General features: G+C 33.2%; 23 protein-coding genes. 12 read left to right on the forward strand and 11 right to left on the reverse strand.

Annotated features, from left to right (window positions below):
- The 5 genes from T478_RS03815 to T478_RS03835 all read right to left on the reverse strand — a co-directional run bounded on the left by T478_RS03815 (window position 1) and on the right by T478_RS03835 (window position 1,904).
- A complete protein-coding gene (locus T478_RS03815) occupies window positions 1-417 on the reverse strand; it encodes a DoxX family protein (RefSeq protein ID WP_048105374.1) in 417 nt (138 codons plus the stop codon).
- 53 nt (window positions 418-470) lie between these two features.
- Complete coding sequence (locus tag T478_RS03820; protein WP_048105375.1) at window positions 471-905, reverse strand: GNAT family N-acetyltransferase; 435 nt, start codon at window positions 903-905, stop codon at window positions 471-473.
- Between the two features lie 6 nt (window positions 906-911).
- Window positions 912-1,292 (reverse strand): ArsR/SmtB family transcription factor, encoded by a 381-nt coding sequence (locus tag T478_RS03825; RefSeq protein ID WP_048105376.1) that lies wholly within the window; start codon window positions 1,290-1,292, stop codon window positions 912-914.
- Window positions 1,279-1,617, reverse strand: a complete 339-nt coding sequence (locus T478_RS03830; protein ID WP_048105377.1) for a helix-turn-helix domain-containing protein — start codon at window positions 1,615-1,617, stop codon at window positions 1,279-1,281. Before T478_RS03830 ends, T478_RS03825 begins: the two co-directional genes overlap by 14 nt.
- 74 nt (window positions 1,618-1,691) lie before the next feature.
- The gene (locus T478_RS03835) at window positions 1,692-1,904 is read right to left on the reverse strand and encodes a CbtB domain-containing protein (RefSeq protein ID WP_048105378.1); all 213 of its coding nucleotides are present in this window, start codon (window positions 1,902-1,904) and stop codon (window positions 1,692-1,694) included.
- A 54-nt stretch (window positions 1,905-1,958) separates the two neighbouring features.
- Here T478_RS03835 and T478_RS03840 point away from each other — a divergent pair, with 54 nt between their 5' ends.
- Together T478_RS03840 and prf1 are read left to right on the forward strand one after the other, a co-directional pair.
- The gene (locus T478_RS03840; protein WP_048105379.1) at window positions 1,959-2,609 is read left to right on the forward strand and encodes a DsbA family protein; all 651 of its coding nucleotides are present in this window, start codon (window positions 1,959-1,961) and stop codon (window positions 2,607-2,609) included.
- A gap of 53 nt (window positions 2,610-2,662) precedes the next feature.
- Window positions 2,663-3,940 carry a peptide chain release factor aRF-1 gene (prf1, locus tag T478_RS03845; RefSeq protein WP_048105380.1) on the forward strand — a complete coding sequence of 426 codons (1,278 nt, stop codon included), beginning with the start codon at window positions 2,663-2,665 and terminating at the stop codon, window positions 3,938-3,940.
- On the opposite strand, the gene T478_RS03850 is transcribed toward prf1, so the two are convergent.
- Entirely contained in the window at window positions 3,937-4,338 is a 402-nt protein-coding gene (locus T478_RS03850; RefSeq protein ID WP_048105381.1) for an HIT family protein, read from the reverse strand. The genes prf1 and T478_RS03850 overlap by 4 nt on opposite strands.
- Before the next feature lie 70 nt (window positions 4,339-4,408).
- Between T478_RS03850 and T478_RS03855 the strand changes: the two genes are divergently transcribed.
- Entirely contained in the window at window positions 4,409-5,008 is a 600-nt protein-coding gene (locus T478_RS03855) for a hypothetical protein (RefSeq protein WP_048105382.1), read from the forward strand.
- A gap of 5 nt (window positions 5,009-5,013) precedes the next feature.
- Window positions 5,014-6,693: a dihydroxy-acid dehydratase gene (gene ilvD, locus T478_RS03860; RefSeq protein ID WP_048105383.1), complete on the forward strand. Its 1,680-nt coding sequence runs from the start codon at window positions 5,014-5,016 to the stop codon at window positions 6,691-6,693.
- On the opposite strand, the gene T478_RS03865 is transcribed toward ilvD, so the two are convergent.
- Window positions 6,694-6,891 (reverse strand): hypothetical protein, encoded by a 198-nt coding sequence (locus T478_RS03865; RefSeq protein WP_048105384.1) that lies wholly within the window; start codon window positions 6,889-6,891, stop codon window positions 6,694-6,696.
- A 95-nt stretch (window positions 6,892-6,986) separates the two neighbouring features.
- Between T478_RS03865 and T478_RS03870 the strand changes: the two genes are divergently transcribed.
- Genes T478_RS03870 through pyrG form a run of 7 tightly spaced genes read left to right on the forward strand, consistent with a single transcriptional unit; the run spans window position 6,987 to window position 14,344 of the window.
- Window positions 6,987-8,357, forward strand: coding sequence for an anthranilate synthase component I family protein (locus T478_RS03870; protein WP_048105385.1), 1,371 nt, complete (start codon window positions 6,987-6,989; stop codon window positions 8,355-8,357).
- Complete coding sequence (locus T478_RS03875; protein WP_048105386.1) at window positions 8,354-8,953, forward strand: anthranilate synthase component II; 600 nt, start codon at window positions 8,354-8,356, stop codon at window positions 8,951-8,953. Before T478_RS03870 ends, T478_RS03875 begins: the two co-directional genes overlap by 4 nt.
- A complete protein-coding gene (gene trpD, locus T478_RS03880) occupies window positions 8,940-9,959 on the forward strand; it encodes an anthranilate phosphoribosyltransferase (RefSeq protein WP_048105387.1) in 1,020 nt (339 codons plus the stop codon). The genes T478_RS03875 and trpD overlap by 14 nt, the downstream gene beginning before the upstream one ends.
- A 1-nt stretch (window position 9,960) precedes the next feature.
- Window positions 9,961-10,734 carry an indole-3-glycerol phosphate synthase TrpC gene (locus T478_RS07475; RefSeq protein WP_082008726.1) on the forward strand — a complete coding sequence of 258 codons (774 nt, stop codon included), beginning with the start codon at window positions 9,961-9,963 and terminating at the stop codon, window positions 10,732-10,734.
- Window positions 10,731-11,927, forward strand: coding sequence for a tryptophan synthase subunit beta (gene trpB / locus T478_RS03890; protein ID WP_048105388.1), 1,197 nt, complete (start codon window positions 10,731-10,733; stop codon window positions 11,925-11,927). The genes T478_RS07475 and trpB overlap by 4 nt, the downstream gene beginning before the upstream one ends.
- Entirely contained in the window at window positions 11,902-12,702 is an 801-nt protein-coding gene (gene trpA / locus T478_RS03895; protein WP_048105389.1) for a tryptophan synthase subunit alpha, read from the forward strand. The genes trpB and trpA overlap by 26 nt, the downstream gene beginning before the upstream one ends.
- A 40-nt stretch (window positions 12,703-12,742) precedes the next feature.
- On the forward strand, window positions 12,743-14,344 hold the full coding sequence (gene pyrG / locus T478_RS03900; RefSeq protein ID WP_048105390.1) for a glutamine hydrolyzing CTP synthase: 1,602 nt from the start codon (window positions 12,743-12,745) through the stop codon (window positions 14,342-14,344).
- Here pyrG and T478_RS03905 read toward each other — a convergent pair.
- Complete coding sequence (locus tag T478_RS03905) at window positions 14,322-15,341, reverse strand: NAD(+)/NADH kinase (RefSeq protein ID WP_048105391.1); 1,020 nt, start codon at window positions 15,339-15,341, stop codon at window positions 14,322-14,324. The two genes, pyrG and T478_RS03905, sit on opposite strands and share 23 nt — an antisense overlap.
- Before the next feature lie 31 nt (window positions 15,342-15,372).
- Window positions 15,373-16,245, reverse strand: coding sequence for a PfkB family carbohydrate kinase (locus tag T478_RS03910; RefSeq protein WP_048105392.1), 873 nt, complete (start codon window positions 16,243-16,245; stop codon window positions 15,373-15,375).
- A gap of 210 nt (window positions 16,246-16,455) precedes the next feature.
- On the opposite strand from T478_RS03910, the gene T478_RS03915 reads away from it, so the two are divergent.
- The gene (locus tag T478_RS03915; RefSeq protein WP_048105393.1) at window positions 16,456-16,746 is read left to right on the forward strand and encodes a 30S ribosomal protein S26e; all 291 of its coding nucleotides are present in this window, start codon (window positions 16,456-16,458) and stop codon (window positions 16,744-16,746) included.
- On the opposite strand, the gene T478_RS03920 is transcribed toward T478_RS03915, so the two are convergent.
- Window positions 16,747-17,313 carry a CDP-alcohol phosphatidyltransferase family protein gene (locus tag T478_RS03920; protein WP_048105394.1) on the reverse strand — a complete coding sequence of 189 codons (567 nt, stop codon included), beginning with the start codon at window positions 17,311-17,313 and terminating at the stop codon, window positions 16,747-16,749. It lies immediately after the preceding gene.
- A gap of 9 nt (window positions 17,314-17,322) precedes the next feature.
- Window positions 17,323-18,189 carry an agmatinase gene (gene speB, locus T478_RS03925; RefSeq protein ID WP_048106906.1) on the reverse strand — a complete coding sequence of 289 codons (867 nt, stop codon included), beginning with the start codon at window positions 18,187-18,189 and terminating at the stop codon, window positions 17,323-17,325.
- Window positions 18,190-18,330: the final 141 nt, after the last annotated feature.

An 18,330-nucleotide genomic window follows, 5' to 3' on the forward strand; every position in this document is an offset into this window, starting at 1 on the left:
TTACTGTAATACTCTAGGAATCTTTTTGATTAGATGTGAGATTGATATTCTACCTGGACCACTAACAATTACTACTAGACTTGCAGCAAGAAGAATTAAATCAAATTCATAACCTTTGTCGCCGGTAAGACTAGTTGCACCTTTTACGAGGAATATTGCTCCGAGCATTACTATCGATAGTAATGCTCCCGAAATTCTTGTTAGAACTCCAATTAAGAGTAGAATTCCCGGTACAAACTCAGCTAATGCAATAGGAATTTGCATTTCTGCAGGAATACCCATGCTGGAAATCCATCCACCAAATCCAGGATTTCCAAATTTTCCAAATCCATGAACTATGAAGATTACACCAATAGTTGCACGCATTCCCATATGGGCAATATCAGGAAGTTTACTTGTCGAAAGTTCTGCATTCATATTTTTTGGAATTAATTATGAGTTAATAATTCATCAAGTGTTTTCTAAATAGACTATAACGTCAATGACATTCGAATATGATCAATTCCAACTCTTTGAAATACATCTCCTTCTTCAGTAAAACCACATTTTTTATAAAATTCTCTCACTGAATATATTGAATCCAATATAATATGAGAAAAACCATGTTCTGAATAATATTCTTTTAATTGAAAAATACAATTTTTGCCATAATTCTTTGTTCGGAAATCTTTGAGAATTGCCATACGTTCTAATTTTGCCACTTTCTCCATAGAAAGAATTCTGACAGATCCAGTAATTTCTTTTCCATCAAAGATTAGGAAATGATCACAATTTTCATCATTTTTATCAAATAGTTCTTGCTTTGATATTCCCAATTCATTTGTAAAAACAGTTTCGCGAATATCTCTGATATGAGAAAACGCCTTATCATCAAAATTTAATTTTAAAAGATTAATTTCTACCATGCAGTACTATTGACTATCTTTGTTATTAGGATACAGATGTAGAGTTGCATCATTGTTATCAAAGGTAATTTCTGCCCTTCCAATTCGACTTTTGTAAAGTTTAACTTTTTTCCCTTCTACAAAATTAAATTTGTCAATTTCAACTAACGTTAATTCTTCAAGTTTTACAAGAGTTTTGTAGACCGCAGATAATGATATGTTTAATTCTTCAGCGATTTTTGGTGCATCTTTAGAATTCTCGATTATTGAAAATAACACCGAACGGTGACATGCATTAGTCAAGGAATCCATAATTTTTTGAGTTATGTCGTATTCACTTAATTGTAAAATGTTAGGTTTAGGCAGGGCTTTACGGACTAGGCTTTTTTTCACTTCATTTGTTGTCATTAGGAGTCAAGGTTAATGATGCTTCAGGTTTTTTTATACTTATCTCTGCATCCTTAATTCGACTTCGGTAAACTTTGAATCTTCTGCCCTTTTCAGAAATTTGCCAACTATCAACATGAATCAATGTTAGTTCTTCCAAATCTGAGATTTTTTTATAAACTGAACTTAGAGGAATTTTATGCTTTTCAGATAATTCAGCAGCTGTTTTTCCTTTTCGAATAATTGAGAAAATGATTGCACGCGATTCTGCGTCGGCCAACATTTCAATAACTTTCTGAGTTACATCATATTTTTTTAACTGAGGTAAAGTTACTCGTTTTGCCATAATGATGCAAGCGAGTATGATTATTTAAGAGTCAATACATATTCTTAGAATTTAGAATGATACTCTAGAATGAATTAATGGCAAGGAAAGCCGGCTGCATGTCTCATATCATGAGTTAATTCATGTATGAACATTTCATCAAATGCTTGTTCACCCATAACTAGACTGAAAATGTGCCCTTGATCAAAACCTACTACGAATAAACCGAATACAAATACAAGTGCCAATGCAGCAACTGCAATTTTAGAGGTACCAGATGCTGTAATAGTAGATTGTTTTTGAGACATAGATTTTTTGATGAAACTTATCTATTTAAAAGTAATTGAAAAGCGTCTCATAGTATGAAGATCTATTTTTTAGCAATTCCTATCATTATCGGTGTTGTGATTGGGATTGGATTAACACTCAATCTGGAGTCGGCACCAAACGATTCATCAATTCTGAATAAGGAAAATCTTATGCAAGGAACAACAATTCTAGGAAATCCTGATGCAAAAATCACAATAGTGGAATTTGGAGATTATCAATGTACATTTTGTTACAAATTTCATGATGAAACAATGAAGAAGATTGATCAAGCACATATCAAAACCGAAAATGTGAATTTCGTCTACAGAGATTTTCCATTAAATGGACCACAATCAATTTTGGCTTCTGAGGCATCATATTGCGCCCAAAAACAAAACAAGTTTTGGGAATATCACAATACATTGTATGATAATTGGGGAGGAGAAAATACAGGATGGATTACAAAGAATGTTTTAATTGGATTTGCCAACGATATCAGATTAGATTTAGATAGTTTTAGTCAATGTTTAGAAAATTCTGAATTCAAGCAAAAAGTTCTCGATAATGAACAATTTGCTAGAGAAATAGGTATTGACGCCACACCGTCATTTTTAATTTTTAACGATAGTGAATTGTACAGGATAATTGGCGCACAACCATTCGAAAAGTTTGAACAGGCATTACAAGAACTTGGAACTTCATGAAAATGAGAAGGTTATACAATCACCTTAATATGCTAATTTAAGGAATAAAAAAAATGGGAAAATTTGAAGTTCAGAATGTTGATTCTGTAAAAATGTATAAAATTAGAAAAACATTAGAAGAGTTAACTCAACAATCAGGTCGTGGTACCGAACTAATTACAGTATACATTCCAAAGGGTCAACAACTACATGAAGTCATGACACAATTAAGAGAAGAACAAGGAACTGCAGACAATATTAAATCAGATTTAACCAGAACCCATGTAGTAGATTCGTTATCTAAAGTACAACAAAGATTGAAACTATACAAAAAAACACCAGAAAAAGGATTAGTGGTATTCTGCGGTGCACTTCCAAGAGAAGGAGGAGGTCCGCCAGGGAGCGAAGTTGTAAAAATTTACGAGATTGAACCTCCTAAAGATTTAACCACATCACTATACAGATGTGATGATCATTTTCATACAGATATTTTGAAAGATATGTTACAAGACGATAACATAATTGGATTGTTAGCAATTGATGCAAAAGATGCGGGTTGGGGATTATTACATGGAGATAAATTGGAAGTTCTAAAAGAAACTGGTTCTGGAGTTGCAGGTAAACATAGACAAGGTGGACAGTCTGCCAAGAGATTTCAAAAATTAAGAGAAATGGAATTACAATATTACTTTAATAGAGTTGCACATATCACCAGAGAATATTTCATTGATATTTACAAAGTAAAGGGATTGATTGTTTCTGGACCTGGCCCAACTAAAGAGGATTTTATCAAGAATGAATACTTGGAATATAGATTACAAAATAACATTATTGCCACAATAGATGCATCATATTCAGGTTCTGAAGGAATTAGAGAAGCATTTGCAAAATGCTCAGACATCTTATCAAACTTCAGAATGGTCGAAGAAAAAAAGATAATTGAAAAACTCTTTCAAGAAATCAATACAAATTCAGGATTAGGAAGTTATGGTCTTAAAGAAGTAATTGAAATGTTAAGAAACAATATTGCAGCAATGGTGGTTATTTCTGATAACATAAACATGAGTCGAATCGAGAAAAAATGTAAAAGATGTTCACATGTAGAAGAAGAGCTTATTGAACAAGGTAAAAGAATTGCAAGAAAAACAGAAATGAAGAGTCAGAAATGTTCAGAATGTGAAGCAATGGATTTTGAAATGACTGATCAAGATCTTATTGACTTTATTGCACTAATTGCATCTCAAACAGGAACCAAAGTAGAAGTAGTATCAGGAAAAACAGAACATGGAGTTATGCTTGGAAGTTTAGGAAATATAGCTGCAATATTGAGATATAATCCAAATCGAGGTTAGAAAGAGTCTTTTATTTTTTGTTGTAGTTGGGATAATTCATCATCTTTAGGAATTCCTCTTTTAGTCCACATTGTTGCTTTGTTAGCATAACGTGGAATGATATGAATATGTACATGAGGGACAATTTGTTTTGCCTCCTTACCATTATTCTGTGCAATACTAAATGCAACTGCTCCCGTAGCTTTGAGAATTGCATTTGCAATCTGAGGTACAAGAGAAAATAGATCTGCAACTTCATTTTTTGGCATATCTGTAATCTTCTCATATGGTTTTTTTGGAATAACTAATGAATGACCTGTATCAATAGGATATTTGTCCAAGATTGCAACATGATGATCATCTTCAAAAATAATAAAACCTGGTAATTTTCCTTCAATTATCTCAGTGAATATCGTCATTATAGAGGAATAGACTCACAGATCCTATAAACGATATGGATTTATTTGCCTGATAAATTTTGAATGAACAATGGGTAAAAACAGACGTGAAAAGAGAGAAGAAGAGCGTGAAGGATTTGCAGCTAAAAGAACAGCCCAATATAGAACTAGAAATCTAAAAGCATTAGGAATTTTATCTGCAATTGGAGTTATTGTTGCATTTGCCTGTTTTGAGTTTGTTACTTCAACAAACAATGTACCAGGAGCTCCAGAAAATGCTGGAAAATTGGGAGATGAGCATATCCATGCATCTCTATTAGTCAGCATATTTGGCGATAAATTTGACTTTTCAACACCAAATTATCAGGTAAAAACACCGTGGATTCATTTTGAAGATCAAGATGGCGATACAATACACAGACATTCTACAGGAGTGGAACTTGAATTTTTATTCAATTCAATGAGTGTCGGTGTTGACGAAAATTGTTTTGTTTTCCCAGATGGAAGACAGTTTTGTAATAATGAGGATTATTCAATAAAATTCTATATCAACGACCAACCTGTTAAAGACATAAGACAACATGTAATTCAAGAAGGTGACAGAATTCTCATTTCATATGGAAGTGAAGACCAATTAGCCATTGAAAAACAACTAGCAGAGTTAAATGCACAAGCAATCAATAGATTGTGAGTAAGATGAAAATTTCAAGCAGAAATGTTGTTGAAGGTACCGCACGAGCTCCACATCGTGCAATGTACAAAGCAATGGGACTCACAAATGAAGATTTAAGCAAATCATTTGTTGGAGTATGTCATACAGGTAATGAAGCAACACCTTGTAACATCCATCTTCCAAATCTTGCACAACAAGCAAAACAAGGAGTTACTGAGGGAGGTGCAACCCCAAGAGAGTTTAGTACAATTGCAGTTAGTGACGGAATTGCAATGGGTCATGAAGGAATGAAATCATCTTTAATCAGTAGAGAGGTAATTGCAGATTCAATTGAACTAATGGTAAGAGCTCATCAATATGATGCACTAGTTGGAATAGCAGGATGTGACAAAAGTCTTCCAGGAACAATGATGGGAATGATTAGACTCAACATACCGTCAGTATTTGTTTATGGTGGAACTATAATGCCAGGAATGTTAGATGGAAGAGAGTTAACAGTGGTAGATGTTTATGAAGCTGTTGGCTCATATGATGCAGGAAAAATTTCTGCAGAAGAGTTAGAAAATATTGAAAATGTAGCATGTCCAAATGCCGGTTCATGTGGAGGCATGTTTACCGCAAATACAATGGCATCAATATCTGAGGCAATAGGATTATCTTTACCAGGAAGTGCAAGCCCACCTGCAGAAGATGATAGAAGAAACAAGATGGTGCTTGAAACTGGAAAAGCATGTGCAAAATTACTACAATTAGGCATAAAACCGCTAGATATAGTCACATTCGAGGCATTTGAGAATTCAATTACTATGCTAAATGCAGTAGGAGGTTCCACAAATGGAATTTTACATTTATTGGCAATGGCAAATGAAGCAGGAATTAATCTAACATATGATGATTTTGAAAGAATTAGAAAAAAGACTCCGCATCTTGCAGATATGAAACCTGGAGGAAATTATGTAATGAATAGTTTAGACAAAATCGGAGGAATTCCATTAGTTATGAAAAAACTATTAGATAAAAATCTGATTCATGGAGATTCATTAACTGTCACTGGTAAAACCATCAAAGAGAATTTAGAAGAATTAGCAATAGTAGAAGTTCCAGATCAACAAATAATCAAACCAGTTGAACAACCTATACACGAAGTTGGAACCGCTGTAATTCTAAAAGGAACATTGGCGCCAGAGGGAGGAGTAATCAAAACTGCAGGAGTTGAAATGACAGAATTTACAGGAACAGCAAAAGTTTTTGATAGAGAAGAATACGCATTTGAAGCAGTTTCTAAAGGAGAGATAGATGAAGGAGATGTTGTAGTTATCAGATATGAAGGACCTAAAGGTGGTCCAGGAATGAGAGAGATGTTGTCTACCACTGCAGCACTTGTAGGTCAAGGACTAGGAAAAAAAGTTGCAATGGTAACTGACGGCAGATTTTCTGGAGGAACTCGAGGATTTATGATTGGACATGTTGCACCAGAGGCATTTGTTGGAGGACCTATAGCATTGGTAAAAGATGGCGATAAAATCTCAATTAAATTAGAAGACAATTCATTAAATCTACACGTATCAGAAGAAGAATTATCTAAAAGAAAAGAACAATGGAGAAGACCAGCACCAAATTATTCTACAGGAGCACTTGCAAAATTTGCATCACTTGTAGGATCTGCCGCAAACGGTGCAATTACAAAACCTGCAGAATACTAATTATTCAAAGTGTTTTTCACATAACATTACATTTTTTGAGTCAAGAGTTTTTGCAGTTAATGAGACTCCATCGTGAATTCCTTTTTTGCATACATAGCAGCTCATCTCATGTGCATCGCTTGTCAAAAAAACAGGTTCAGTTTTTAGAATAAAATCCTGAATCAAAGATGATTTTCCAGAATATACTAACTGACTCATATCCCCTATTGGAACCCATTCGATATAAAGGTACCGTACTTTACTGTAATATCTATTTAGAGTTTAAATACCGTATTTCATTAGCGTGCATATGGGTGAACACCTTTGGAAAACACAGCATTTCTAAGATTCCTCTAGTGTACACTGAAACTCAACCATTTGACGTTTACAATAAAATTTCCAGAAACTATACACATTCATTTTTGTTTGAATCACTAGAAGGACCTGATGAGTTAGCAGAGACGTCAATCATGGGATTCGACCCAGAATTAATTGTAACAGGATACTTTGATAAAATAACAATTCAAAACAGGGATGGTAAAACAGAGACAATTCAAACAGAGACAATTCAAACAGATACACCTCTAGAAGAAATCAAAAAATTGATTAAAAAAACAGATGATATGTCTTACCGATATTTGGGAGGTGCAGTAGGAAATATTGATTATGATGCAATTAGGTTATTTGAAAATATTCCAGGTAAGAAAGATTTGCAAAAACCAATAATGGAATTTGGAATTTACAACGACGGCATACTTTACGATAATAAAAAGAAACAATTTTTCTATTTTTATTATGATGAAGATAGAAAAGACAAAATTAAAAAAACAGATGAAGACGTAGGAACATTTGAAATGTCAGATATTAAGATAAATCTGAACAAAGAACAATTTGAACAAATTGTCAATAAAGCAAAAGAGTATGTTCACAGTGGAGATGTATTTCAAGTTGTCTTATCTAGAAGATTTTCATTTGAAGCAAAAGGAGATTATTTGCGAGTATATGAAAAACTTCGAGAATTAAATCCGTCACCATATATGTTTCATTTAAAAATGGATGAAAATGTAATCATTGGATCAAGTCCAGAAATGTTATTGAGAGTTACTGGAAGAGATGTAGAAACTTTTCCAATAGCAGGTACAAGAAAAATTACTGAAGATGAAGAGAAAAACGAAAAATTAAAAAATGAATTGTTAAATGACGAAAAAGAACTTGCAGAACATACGATGTTGGTAGATTTAGGTAGAAATGATATTGGAAGGGTATGCGATTATGGAACTGTTAAAGTAAAAGAACTAATGGAGATAAAGAGATTCAGCCACGTTCAACACATAGTAACACACGTTGTAGGTAAATTGAATGAGAAAAATGACATGTATGACGCATTTGAAGCAGTTTTTCCTGCAGGAACAGTCTCAGGAGCACCGAAAGTAAGAGCAATGGAAATAATTCAAGAACTAGAACCAACTCAAAGAGAAACATATGCAGGAGCCGTAGGTTATTTTTCATTTAACGGATGCTGTGATTTTGCAATTGCAATTAGGAGTATTTTTGTCAATAAAGAAAGAGGATTTGTACAGGCAGGTGCAGGCATTGTATTTGATTCAATTGCAGAAAATGAATTGAAAGAAACTGAACATAAAGCAAACGCAATGATTACTGCCTTAAAGGAGGCATCAAAATGAAATTTTTAATCATTGATAATTACGACTCTTTTGTATACAACATTGCTCAGAGGTTAGGAGAATTAGGAGTTACATCAGATGTAGTTAGAAATGATAAAGTTACAATAAGCGATATTGAAAATTCAAATTATGATGCAATAATAATTTCTCCAGGACCAGGAACACCTGATGACGAACGATATTTTGGAATTTGTAAAAAAGTGATTACAGAGATTGGGCCAAAAAAACCAATTTTGGGAGTTTGCCTTGGTCATCAAGGAATAATTTCATGCTTTGGAGGAAAGGTAGTGAATGCAGATAACATACGCCATGGAAAAACAAGTCAAGTAAAGCATACAGATGAATCGTTGTTTGAAGGAGTAAAAAATCCATTTAGAGCAACAAGATACCATTCTCTTGTAGGACAAAAAACAATCATACCAAATTCATTAAAAATTACCGCAGTTGCAGAAGATGATGGAGAAGTTATGGGTGTAAGTCATAAAGAATATTTGATTGAAGGAGTTCAATTCCATCCCGAATCAATATTAACAGATGAAGGATCAAAGATCTTTTCAAATTTCATAAAAAAGGTAGAAAAATATGAAAAAAATTAACGGAGATTTAACATTTGATGAAATGTCATCGGTCATGAGTGAAATTCTAAATGGAAGAAATAATGATGAAGAGATTGCGGAATTTCTAAGAGACTTGTCAAACAAAGGAGAAACAAATGAAGAATTACGTGCAATGTTTACAAAAATGAACGAGTATTCAGTGAATATCAATCCACGTTGTCATGGAACTTTAATTGATGTGTGTGGAACTGGTGGAGACAACTTACAGACATTCAATATTTCTACAGCAGCATCATTTGTAATTGCAGGGGCAGGAGGAAATGTTGCAAAACATGGAAATCGGTCAGTCTCAGGGATATCTGGGAGCGCAGATATCTTTGAATATTTTGGATTTGATTTGAACTCGGAACCATGGATGGTAGAAGAAATGATAGAGAAGATAGGAATAGGATTCATGTTTGCACCAAAGTTTCACCCTGCCATGAAAAATGTGGCACCAGCAAGAAAAATTATTGGTAAAAGAACTGCGTTTAATCTATTAGGACCATTATGCAATCCTGCCAAAGTAAGACACCAAATGATAGGAGTGTTTGCAGACAATTATATCGAAAGAATTGCTAAAATTATGCAAAAGAATTTTTCAGATACTGTACTAACAGTAAGGTCTGATGATGGAATGGATGAATTATCAACAACATCAAAAAATAAAGCATGTCTATTAAAAAATGAAGAGATAACAGAATTCATTATTGATCCTAGTAAGTATAATTTAGAAAAAGGTAATTTAGCAGATATTCAGATTTCAACAAAAAAAGAAGCCATAGATTCATTTGTCAAAGTATTGAATAATACATCAAACAAAACAATGAAAGAAATTACAATTCTAAATGCTGCAGGAGGATTATTGGTAGGAGGATTTAGTAATAAATTTGAAGAATGTGTAGAGTTAGCTAAACAGACAGTGAATAACGGAAAAGCATTTGAAAAATTAAAACAGTTTGCAAAAGAAAATAATGCATTGGATAAATTAGAGGAGTTTAACTGATATGGAAAACATTTTAGAAAAATTGGTAAATAATTCTAGAAAAGCAATTGATGAAGGAGTTTATGAGATTAATGAAACACTTCCAAACTCGGGAGTAGATTTAGGAGATGTAATCATAAACTCACAACATGCACCGTTAATCACAGAAGTGAAATTTTCATCTCCTGCATTAGGAAATATTAGAAAAATATCAGATCCAATAGAAATTGCAGTTCAAATGGTTAACGGAGGAGCTTCTGCATTATCGGTATTAACTCAACCATTTTTGTTTGATGGGTCTCCTGAATTTTTTATGAAAGTTAGAAAAGTGGTTGAAATTCCGATGTTGATGAAAGACATTACAATCGATAAAATTCAAATTGACGCTGCTAAAAAAATTGGAGCTGACTATTTCCTACTAATTCAATCACTTTTTGATAAAAAGATGGTTTTGGAAATGGATGAATTAATTGAATATGGGCACAAAAATGGAGTAAAAGTGATTGTCGAAGCACACACATCAGAAGAGTTTGAAAATGCATGCAAAACTAATGCAGATATTGTAGGAATCAATAATCGTAACTTGGACACATTGAAAATAGATCTTAATACAACCAAAAAGATACTAGAAAAATCAAATTCTTCTAAAATTATTATCTCAGAAAGCGGAATTGAGTCTAAAGAAGATATTCGATTTCTTCATAAATGCGGAGCAAGGGGGTATCTTGTAGGAACAGCAATAATGAAAAATGAAAACATTGAACAAACAGTTAGAGGATTAGTGAATTCAATATGAAAATAGGAATACCAAAAGATGGACGATTTGGGGATTTTGGAGGCAAGTATATTCCAGAGACGCTAGCACCTGCAATAGAAGAATTAGAAAAAAATTACCTAAAAATTAGAAATGATAAAAATTTCAAAAAAGAACTTGGAAGACTACTAATAGATTATGCAGGAAGACCAACTCCAATCTATTTTGCAAGAAATCTTACAAAAACAGTAGGAGGAGCAAAGATCTATTTGAAAAGAGAAGACTTGTTGCACGGAGGAGCTCATAAAATCAATAACACTTTGGGACAAGCATTACTTGCAAAACGGATGGGTAAAAAAAGAATCATTGCAGAGACCGGGGCCGGACAACATGGAGTTGCAACTGCAATGGCATGTGCAAGTTTAGGGTTGAAAGCAGAAATTTACATGGGATATGTAGACACAATTCGTCAAAAACAAAATGTCTTCAGAATGGAATTACTAGGTGCCAAAGTGCATGCAGTAAAATCAGGTTCAAAGACACTAAAAGATGCAATTAATGAAGCAATGAGAGATTGGATTACAAATGTTGATTCAACATATTATTTGTTAGGCTCAGCGGTAGGACCTCATCCATATCCACTGATGGTAAGAGATTTTCAAGCAGTTATTGGAGTAGAGATTAAAAAACAAATGAAAAAAATTCCAAATGCAGTGATAGCATGTGTAGGCGGAGGCTCTAATGCTATCGGAACATTTTATCCATTGATAGATACGAATGCAAAAATTATTGGAATAGAAGCAGGAGGTAAAGGAGTTAAGACAAAATTACACTCAGCGCCTCTTACGGCAGGAAAAAAAGGTGTATTGCATGGTATGATGACATATTTGATGCAAGACAAAGATGGACAGATTAGTGAAACCCACAGTATTTCTGCAGGATTAGACTATCCAGGAGTAGGACCTGAGCATGCATATCTTAAAGATGAAAATCGAGTTGAATACAAAGCCGTCACAGATGATGAAGTTATTGATGCATTTTTAATTTTAACACGAACTGAAGGAATTATTCCAGCATTAGAATCAGCACATGCAATAGCACATGCAATTAAAATTTCTAAGAAAATGAAAAAGAACGAATCAATTGTAGTCACTTTATCAGGTAGAGGAGACAAAGACATCGATATTGTAAAGGAGTATTTGAGTAAAAATGTCAAAAATAAAAGAAAAATTTAAGGAATTAAAATCAAGAAAAGAATCTGCATTAATCTCATACATTATGGCAGGATATCCATCAGAAAGAGCTACTCTTTCTGCGGTTAGAGGATTAATTCAGGGAGGTACAGACATTATTGAACTAGGTTTTCCATTTTCAGATCCAATTGCAGATGGACCGACAATCCAAATGGCGAGTACTGAATCATTGAATAACGGAACAAAGATTGACAATTTCTTTGCAATTGTAAAAAAAATTAGAAAAGAATCAGATATCCCTTTGGTATTAATGACATACACTAACATCTTGTATAATCAGACATATCAAAAATTCATTTCACGTGCAAAACAAGCAGGCATAGACGGATTAATTTTACCAGATATGGCAATAGAGGAATCAAAAGAATATGTCAAAGCTGCTAAAAAAATAGGAATGGATACAATATTTCTTGTTTCTCCAAATACTGAAAAAGATCGATTAAAACAAATTATCAAATCCACATCAGGGTTCCTTTACATGGTTGCAGTTTTTGGAACTACGGGAGTTCAAACTAAAATTCACAAATACACCATTGATGCACTTAAGAATACAAAAAATGCCGCAAAAGGAAAGATTCCGGTAGGGGTAGGATTTGGGATTTCGACAGAAAAAGATGTCCAAAAATACGTTTCATCAGGAGCAGATGCGGTAATAGTAGGTAGTGCGAACATAAAGATTATTGAAAACACGCCTGCAAGCAAAATCCAATCTAGAATTGCAACATTTACAAAAAAATTAAAAAACAAAACTAGATAATCGAATAAAGGAATAAAAATAAGAACTGTTTAAGAAAAAAATGCAGACAAAGTTCATTTTTGTTACAGGCGGAGTCATGTCCGGCTTAGGAAAAGGGGTAGTTTCATCATCTATCTGTAAATTATTACAGTTATCAGATCAAAAAGTTTCGTGTATCAAAATTGATCCGTATCTTAACTATGATGCAGGAACAATGAATCCAATTGCCCATGGAGAAGTCTTCGTCACAGACGATGGAGGAGAATGTGATATGGATATAGGAAATTATGAGAGATTTTTGAATCAAGATATACCAAAATCACATAATATTACAACAGCCCAAATCTATTCAAGTGTAATAGAATCCGAAAGAAAAGGAGAATATTTGGGAGCATGTGTTCAAATCATACCACATGTAACAGATGCAATAAAAAATAGAATTAAGAAAATTGCTGCAGATGAAGAATTAGAAATACTGGTAGTTGAATGCGGAGGAACAGTAGGAGATATCGAAAGTTTACCATTTTTAGAAGCATTAAGGCAGATTAGAGTTGAAGAAGGTTCGGAAAATGTAATTTTTGTTCATGTTACATTAGCACCATCATTAGATGTTGTAGGTGAACAGAAAACAAAACCTACTCAGCATAGCGTTCAAGAACTAAGAAGAATTGGTATACAACCAGATTTGCTATGTGTAAGATGTTCTATGCCATTACAAGATAAAACAAGAAATAAAATTTCAATGTTCACAAATGTGACAAATAATGATGTATTTTCATGTCATGATGTTGATTCGATTTTCCAAGTACCTGAAATTCTATACGATCAAGGTTTGGTAGATGTTATTTTCAAGAAATTCAATAAAATGGGATATGTCAATGCATCACAAAACTGGGATACCTGGAATAAGATAGTCAACTCATTACATAACGAAGGAGACCCAATCAATATTGCAATGGTTGGAAAATATGTAACACTTGCAGATAGTTATGTCAGTGTAAATCATGCATTAAAACATGCAGCTGCATCAATTGGGAAAAAAATTACAATTGATTGGATTGATTCAGAAAACATTAATGGGAATGTGGATACATTATCAAAATATAATGGCATATTGGTGCCAGGAGGTTTTGGTACACGAGGCTCTGAAGGAATAATAAAAACTGCAAACTTTGCAAGAGAACAAAATATTCCATATCTTGGAATTTGTTTTGGATTTCAATTAGCCGCAGTATCGTTTGCAAGAAATGTATGTAGTCATACAGATGCAAATTCAACAGAAATTGAACAAAATACCAATAATCCTATAATAGATTTACTCCCAGAACAGGATGGAATTACAGATATGGGAGGATCGTTGAGATTAGGTGCAAATGAGATTAATGTTAAACCCGATACAATAGCAAACAAAATTTATGGTCAAGATAAAATTTCAAAAAGGCATAGACATCGCTATGAATTTAATACAAAATATTTAGAGGAATTTGCACAAAAAGGAATGATCTTCTCAGGAGAAAGTGATGAAGGACGAAGAATGGAAATTTTAGAGATACCATCTCATAAATTCTTTGTAGGAGTTCAATTCCATCCAGAATTTAATAGCAGACCGGGCTATCCAGAGCATGTATTCAAAGCATTCACTACTGCTGCAAATCAGAATTAATCAGTTTGGATATTTCATAAATTTTTTGACGTGAATCTCTAATGGAAACTTTCTTTTTGACATATCCTTTTTCCAATAAATGGCTCATAGCTAAGCGAACAGTTCGATCAGGCAGCATTGTTTTTTTCACCAACTCTTTTTGACTCATAGAACCCTCATATTCTAAAATTTTAAGAAGTAGTTTTGAGCTTGGAGGCATATTAAATAATTCTTCAGCAAGTTTTACTTTTTTTGCAATTGCAGAAATGGCAGTGGTATCTTTTTTTAGACGAATGATATTAGCAGAAGGTTCATAATTTGTGGCCTCTACAGAATTTTTTACTTTGTAACGATCTAAACCATCTAATACAACTTCACAATGTAATCTTGATGAAATTTCATCAACTTCAATTACACTAGCGTTAGATACAACTAATGGACGTCTAGTAATATCAATGGAATTTACAGAAATTATTCCAAAGACATCAGAATCTTGAAAAATTACAGGACCTCCCGCAGACATTGAATATGCAGAAGAGCCAATTGGAGTTGAAATTATTATTCCATCGCTACTATCGTGCCATACCTCGTCACCATTAACTCTCAAGGTATGTTCCATCAACATGGCACTTCTAGAAGAAAAAACTGCAACGTCATTAAGCACAGGATAAACATTTTTTCCATCAATTTTTACTCCCAGACGAGTTACTTGTTCAGTTTCAAAATCCATTTTTTTAATCCGAGAAATTAGTGAAGGAAGTTGTTTTAAATCAAGTTGTGAAAGGAATCCATCGGATTCAGATTCATTAATTCCAAGTACAGGAATTGATGCATCAAAAGTTCTATGGAAATAATTTCTAACTCCTTTATCTCCACCAAGAACAAATACACAATCAGATTTTTTATTCTTAGATTTTGTTCCAATTTTTGATGATGAAATATGATTTTCATCTAGAATTTTTTTAAGGATTCTTTCAGATGAGTCAGTTAACCCAGTTCCAAATATTCCAACATGCATAGATAGATTATTTTGTTATGGACAATATATGTTAGATCTGTTTGAACTCTACTATATTATAAAAATATGAACCGTTACTTTCTAGTGCATTTTTTTCTGGAACTTTCTCAAGACCAAATGCCTTGGATTCTAAGGCAGATTGAGCTGCGCCACCTGCAAAAGATAATGCCCAAAGAAAGTCTTTTTCTTTTAACATAGTACAGGTGAAAGTTGAACAGAAAATATCTCCAATTCCAGTCGTATCAGTTAGAGTCATTTTTGGCAAGAAAATTGTATACAATTTATCTTTAACAAGAAGAGAGATTTCTTTTTTATTTGTATAAATTACATATTCTATACCAAGTTTTTGCAATTGTTTTATTCCATCATGTCCTGTAAGACCAGTTAACGCAAACAATTCATCAGGGTTCATTTTAATCGCATTGACATTAGTTAGATCAAGTGTAGTATTTTTTAGAGAAACTTCGTTATTGGAATTTTTTTCTCTGAGAAATCCTTGTGGATCCAAAAAAGTGAAATTATCAGAATTTTTGATTTGTGAGTAAGTTTCTAAAGAAATCTCATCAAAGACGGGACTAATTATTGTTCCATCATCATCATTATCTATGAAATCAATCTTATCGCACATGTTTTCTACGAAAAGCTTTCTGTCTGAATCATTCAGTTCTATTCTGAATTTTGTAGTGTCTTTCGATGATAGTGCATTATGTGTAATAATTTTATTTTCATTAAAGAATTCTTCTAGAGGATAATTCGAACCAAATTTTGTATACAGATTTACATCATGTTTTTGTTTTCTTGCAGCTATAGAACAGTAACTAGCAGGACCTCCAGGAGCCTCATATTGTTCATTTTCATAAACAATTGTATCCATGGTACAATGAGAAAATATTCCAACTTTCATAATTAGCAAAAATTGTTTTTTATACTACTTATTTGAATCCTTATTTGCACATTTAGCACAAATTGTTTTTCCTTTGATAAACTTCACTTCTATGTTTGATGCGAGACATTCCTCACATAGACCATTCATATTCGTAATTATCATTGATCTTTAAATTGTTTTTTTAAATCTGTATAACGCATTTATATATCCAAGATTTGAATCCAGAACATGCCATTAAAACGTGCAAGTAGAGGTAGACGAAAAGGCGGTAAAGGCTCATCAGGAACCGTTCAATGTGTAAACTGTGGAGGAACTGTTCCAAAAGATAAAGCAAAAAAAGTTACCTCAAGAGTGAGTTTGGTAGAACATCAATTGGCAAAAGAATTACGAGCACAAGGTGCATACATTTCTGCACCAAAAGTTACAAAATGGTATTGTATTTCATGTGCAATACACTTCAAAGTTCTAAAAATTCGTTCAGCAGATCAAAGACGTAGACATACAAAACTTCGCGGATAATTATCTATTTTTCATTAAGACAGCAATTCTTTGTGCTAAAGTTATTCCAGCTATAATTATTACAATTATTACCGCAATTTCCATAAAACCAATCATTCCTATTATGGCAATAACAAGCAATCTTTCTGCACGCTCACCAATTCCAATTCCTTGCATTTTAATTCCTGCCGCATCAGCCTTCGCACGGGCATAACTAACCAATAGTGAAAGAGTGATTGCAGTAAATACCAGATATGGTTCGGTGTAATTTCCAATTAAAATTCCAAAGAATATTGCAACTTCTGCAATTTTATCAAATATAGAATCTAAAAATCCTCCAGATTTTGACATTTTATTTGCATAACGAGCAACTTGGCCGTCGACAATATCAAAAAATCCAGATGCTAACAATGCAATACCTCCTAAAATTAATGAAAATTCAAATCCAATTCCATAAATTATTGATGAAACAAATGCTAAAGCAAGACCGATGCCAGTAAAAACATTTGGGGATAATCCAGTAGCTGCAAAAGATTTTCCAATTTTTTGTAAGACAGGTTTTAAAGAATCACGTAAATTGTTTAACAATACATTTCCTCACTTTAGATTCATTGAGATTATAATTGAAATTAATCTGGCAGCTAGAGATGAAGTAGAACCATTATCAAACATTGGATTTAATTCAACAATATCAGCAGCTTTGATTTTTTTATCTTTCAAAGAAACAATCATGTCATGTAATTCACGAGAAGTAATACCAATTGCCTCAGGATTGCCAACACCAGGAGCAAAAGCAGGGTCTAAAACATCAAGATCAATACTAACGTAAAGATTTTCAAATTTTTCAGTCAGTTGTTCTAATAATTTTGGACCATTTCCATCTCTAATTTCAGAGTCAGAGATAGTTTTAATGTTATTTTCTGTAAGAAATTCCAACTCTTCTTTTACAAATGCACGAGCCCCAACATGAATAATGTTTTCAGGTCCACGTTCTTCAACAATTCTTCTCAAATATGCTGCATGACTTAATTTAGTGCCAGCATATTCATCTCGTAGATCATAATGTGCATCAAATACAACATAACCAGTATCTTTTGGATAACTCAAGTAACTACCATAGGTAAGTGAATGTTCACCTCCAAGAATAATTAATTGGTTTGATGTGTCCTTTAATTCACTAGTAGTTTTCCTAACCATATCAATCATGTTTTGTGCAACAACTGTGTGTTCCATATTGCCCAAATCCTTTATGTTAACTTGTTCTAAATCTACTCCAAACTCTGGCATAAAAATTTCAATATTGTTAAATGCATCACGAATTGCATCAGGACCAAAACGACATCCAGGTTTGTATGAATGAGTTGAGTCAAAGGGAATTCCAAATAATTTGGCTACAGGAACAGAATCATCTGAAGGAGATATAATTTTTGGAGAACTTGTCAAATACAAATCTGCGTAACTCATCATACAGATTTTAATTCACTTTAAAATAAAGTAATACCCAATTAATCAGTCTGGCATGAAGAGTCATCACATAAACAAAGCTTATGAGATTCACCACAATCAGTACAGATTAGTAACTTTCCATGCATATACCAAGTTAAC

The organism is Candidatus Nitrosopelagicus brevis, assembly GCF_000812185.1.
In the GTDB taxonomy this organism is placed as follows: domain Archaea; phylum Thermoproteota; class Nitrososphaeria; order Nitrososphaerales; family Nitrosopumilaceae; genus Nitrosopelagicus; species Nitrosopelagicus brevis.

What these genes read in the sequence shown, in the direction of transcription:
- T478_RS03815 (WP_048105374.1), bottom strand. Translation starts at nt 417, where the DNA reads ATGAATGCAGAACTTTCGACAAGTAAACTTCCTGATATTGCCCATATG.
- T478_RS03820 (WP_048105375.1), bottom strand. Translation starts at nt 905, where the DNA reads ATGGTAGAAATTAATCTTTTAAAATTAAATTTTGATGATAAGGCGTTT.
- T478_RS03825 (WP_048105376.1), bottom strand. Translation starts at nt 1,292, where the DNA reads ATGACAACAAATGAAGTGAAAAAAAGCCTAGTCCGTAAAGCCCTGCCT.
- T478_RS03830 (WP_048105377.1), bottom strand. Translation starts at nt 1,617, where the DNA reads ATGGCAAAACGAGTAACTTTACCTCAGTTAAAAAAATATGATGTAACT.
- T478_RS03835 (WP_048105378.1), bottom strand. Translation starts at nt 1,904, where the DNA reads ATGTCTCAAAAACAATCTACTATTACAGCATCTGGTACCTCTAAAATT.
- T478_RS03840 (WP_048105379.1), top strand. Translation starts at nt 1,959, where the DNA reads ATGAAGATCTATTTTTTAGCAATTCCTATCATTATCGGTGTTGTGATT.
- prf1 (WP_048105380.1), top strand. Translation starts at nt 2,663, where the DNA reads ATGGGAAAATTTGAAGTTCAGAATGTTGATTCTGTAAAAATGTATAAA.
- T478_RS03850 (WP_048105381.1), bottom strand. Translation starts at nt 4,338, where the DNA reads ATGACGATATTCACTGAGATAATTGAAGGAAAATTACCAGGTTTTATT.
- T478_RS03855 (WP_048105382.1), top strand. Translation starts at nt 4,409, where the DNA reads ATGGGTAAAAACAGACGTGAAAAGAGAGAAGAAGAGCGTGAAGGATTT.
- ilvD (WP_048105383.1), top strand. Translation starts at nt 5,014, where the DNA reads ATGAAAATTTCAAGCAGAAATGTTGTTGAAGGTACCGCACGAGCTCCA.
- T478_RS03865 (WP_048105384.1), bottom strand. Translation starts at nt 6,891, where the DNA reads ATGAGTCAGTTAGTATATTCTGGAAAATCATCTTTGATTCAGGATTTT.
- T478_RS03875 (WP_048105386.1), top strand. Translation starts at nt 8,354, where the DNA reads ATGAAATTTTTAATCATTGATAATTACGACTCTTTTGTATACAACATT.
- trpD (WP_048105387.1), top strand. Translation starts at nt 8,940, where the DNA reads ATGAAAAAAATTAACGGAGATTTAACATTTGATGAAATGTCATCGGTC.
- T478_RS07475 (WP_082008726.1), top strand. Translation starts at nt 9,961, where the DNA reads ATGGAAAACATTTTAGAAAAATTGGTAAATAATTCTAGAAAAGCAATT.
- trpB (WP_048105388.1), top strand. Translation starts at nt 10,731, where the DNA reads ATGAAAATAGGAATACCAAAAGATGGACGATTTGGGGATTTTGGAGGC.
- trpA (WP_048105389.1), top strand. Translation starts at nt 11,902, where the DNA reads ATGTCAAAAATAAAAGAAAAATTTAAGGAATTAAAATCAAGAAAAGAA.
- pyrG (WP_048105390.1), top strand. Translation starts at nt 12,743, where the DNA reads ATGCAGACAAAGTTCATTTTTGTTACAGGCGGAGTCATGTCCGGCTTA.
- T478_RS03905 (WP_048105391.1), bottom strand. Translation starts at nt 15,341, where the DNA reads ATGCATGTTGGAATATTTGGAACTGGGTTAACTGACTCATCTGAAAGA.
- T478_RS03910 (WP_048105392.1), bottom strand. Translation starts at nt 16,245, where the DNA reads ATGAAAGTTGGAATATTTTCTCATTGTACCATGGATACAATTGTTTAT.
- T478_RS03915 (WP_048105393.1), top strand. Translation starts at nt 16,456, where the DNA reads ATGCCATTAAAACGTGCAAGTAGAGGTAGACGAAAAGGCGGTAAAGGC.
- speB (WP_048106906.1), bottom strand. Translation starts at nt 18,189, where the DNA reads ATGAGTTACGCAGATTTGTATTTGACAAGTTCTCCAAAAATTATATCT.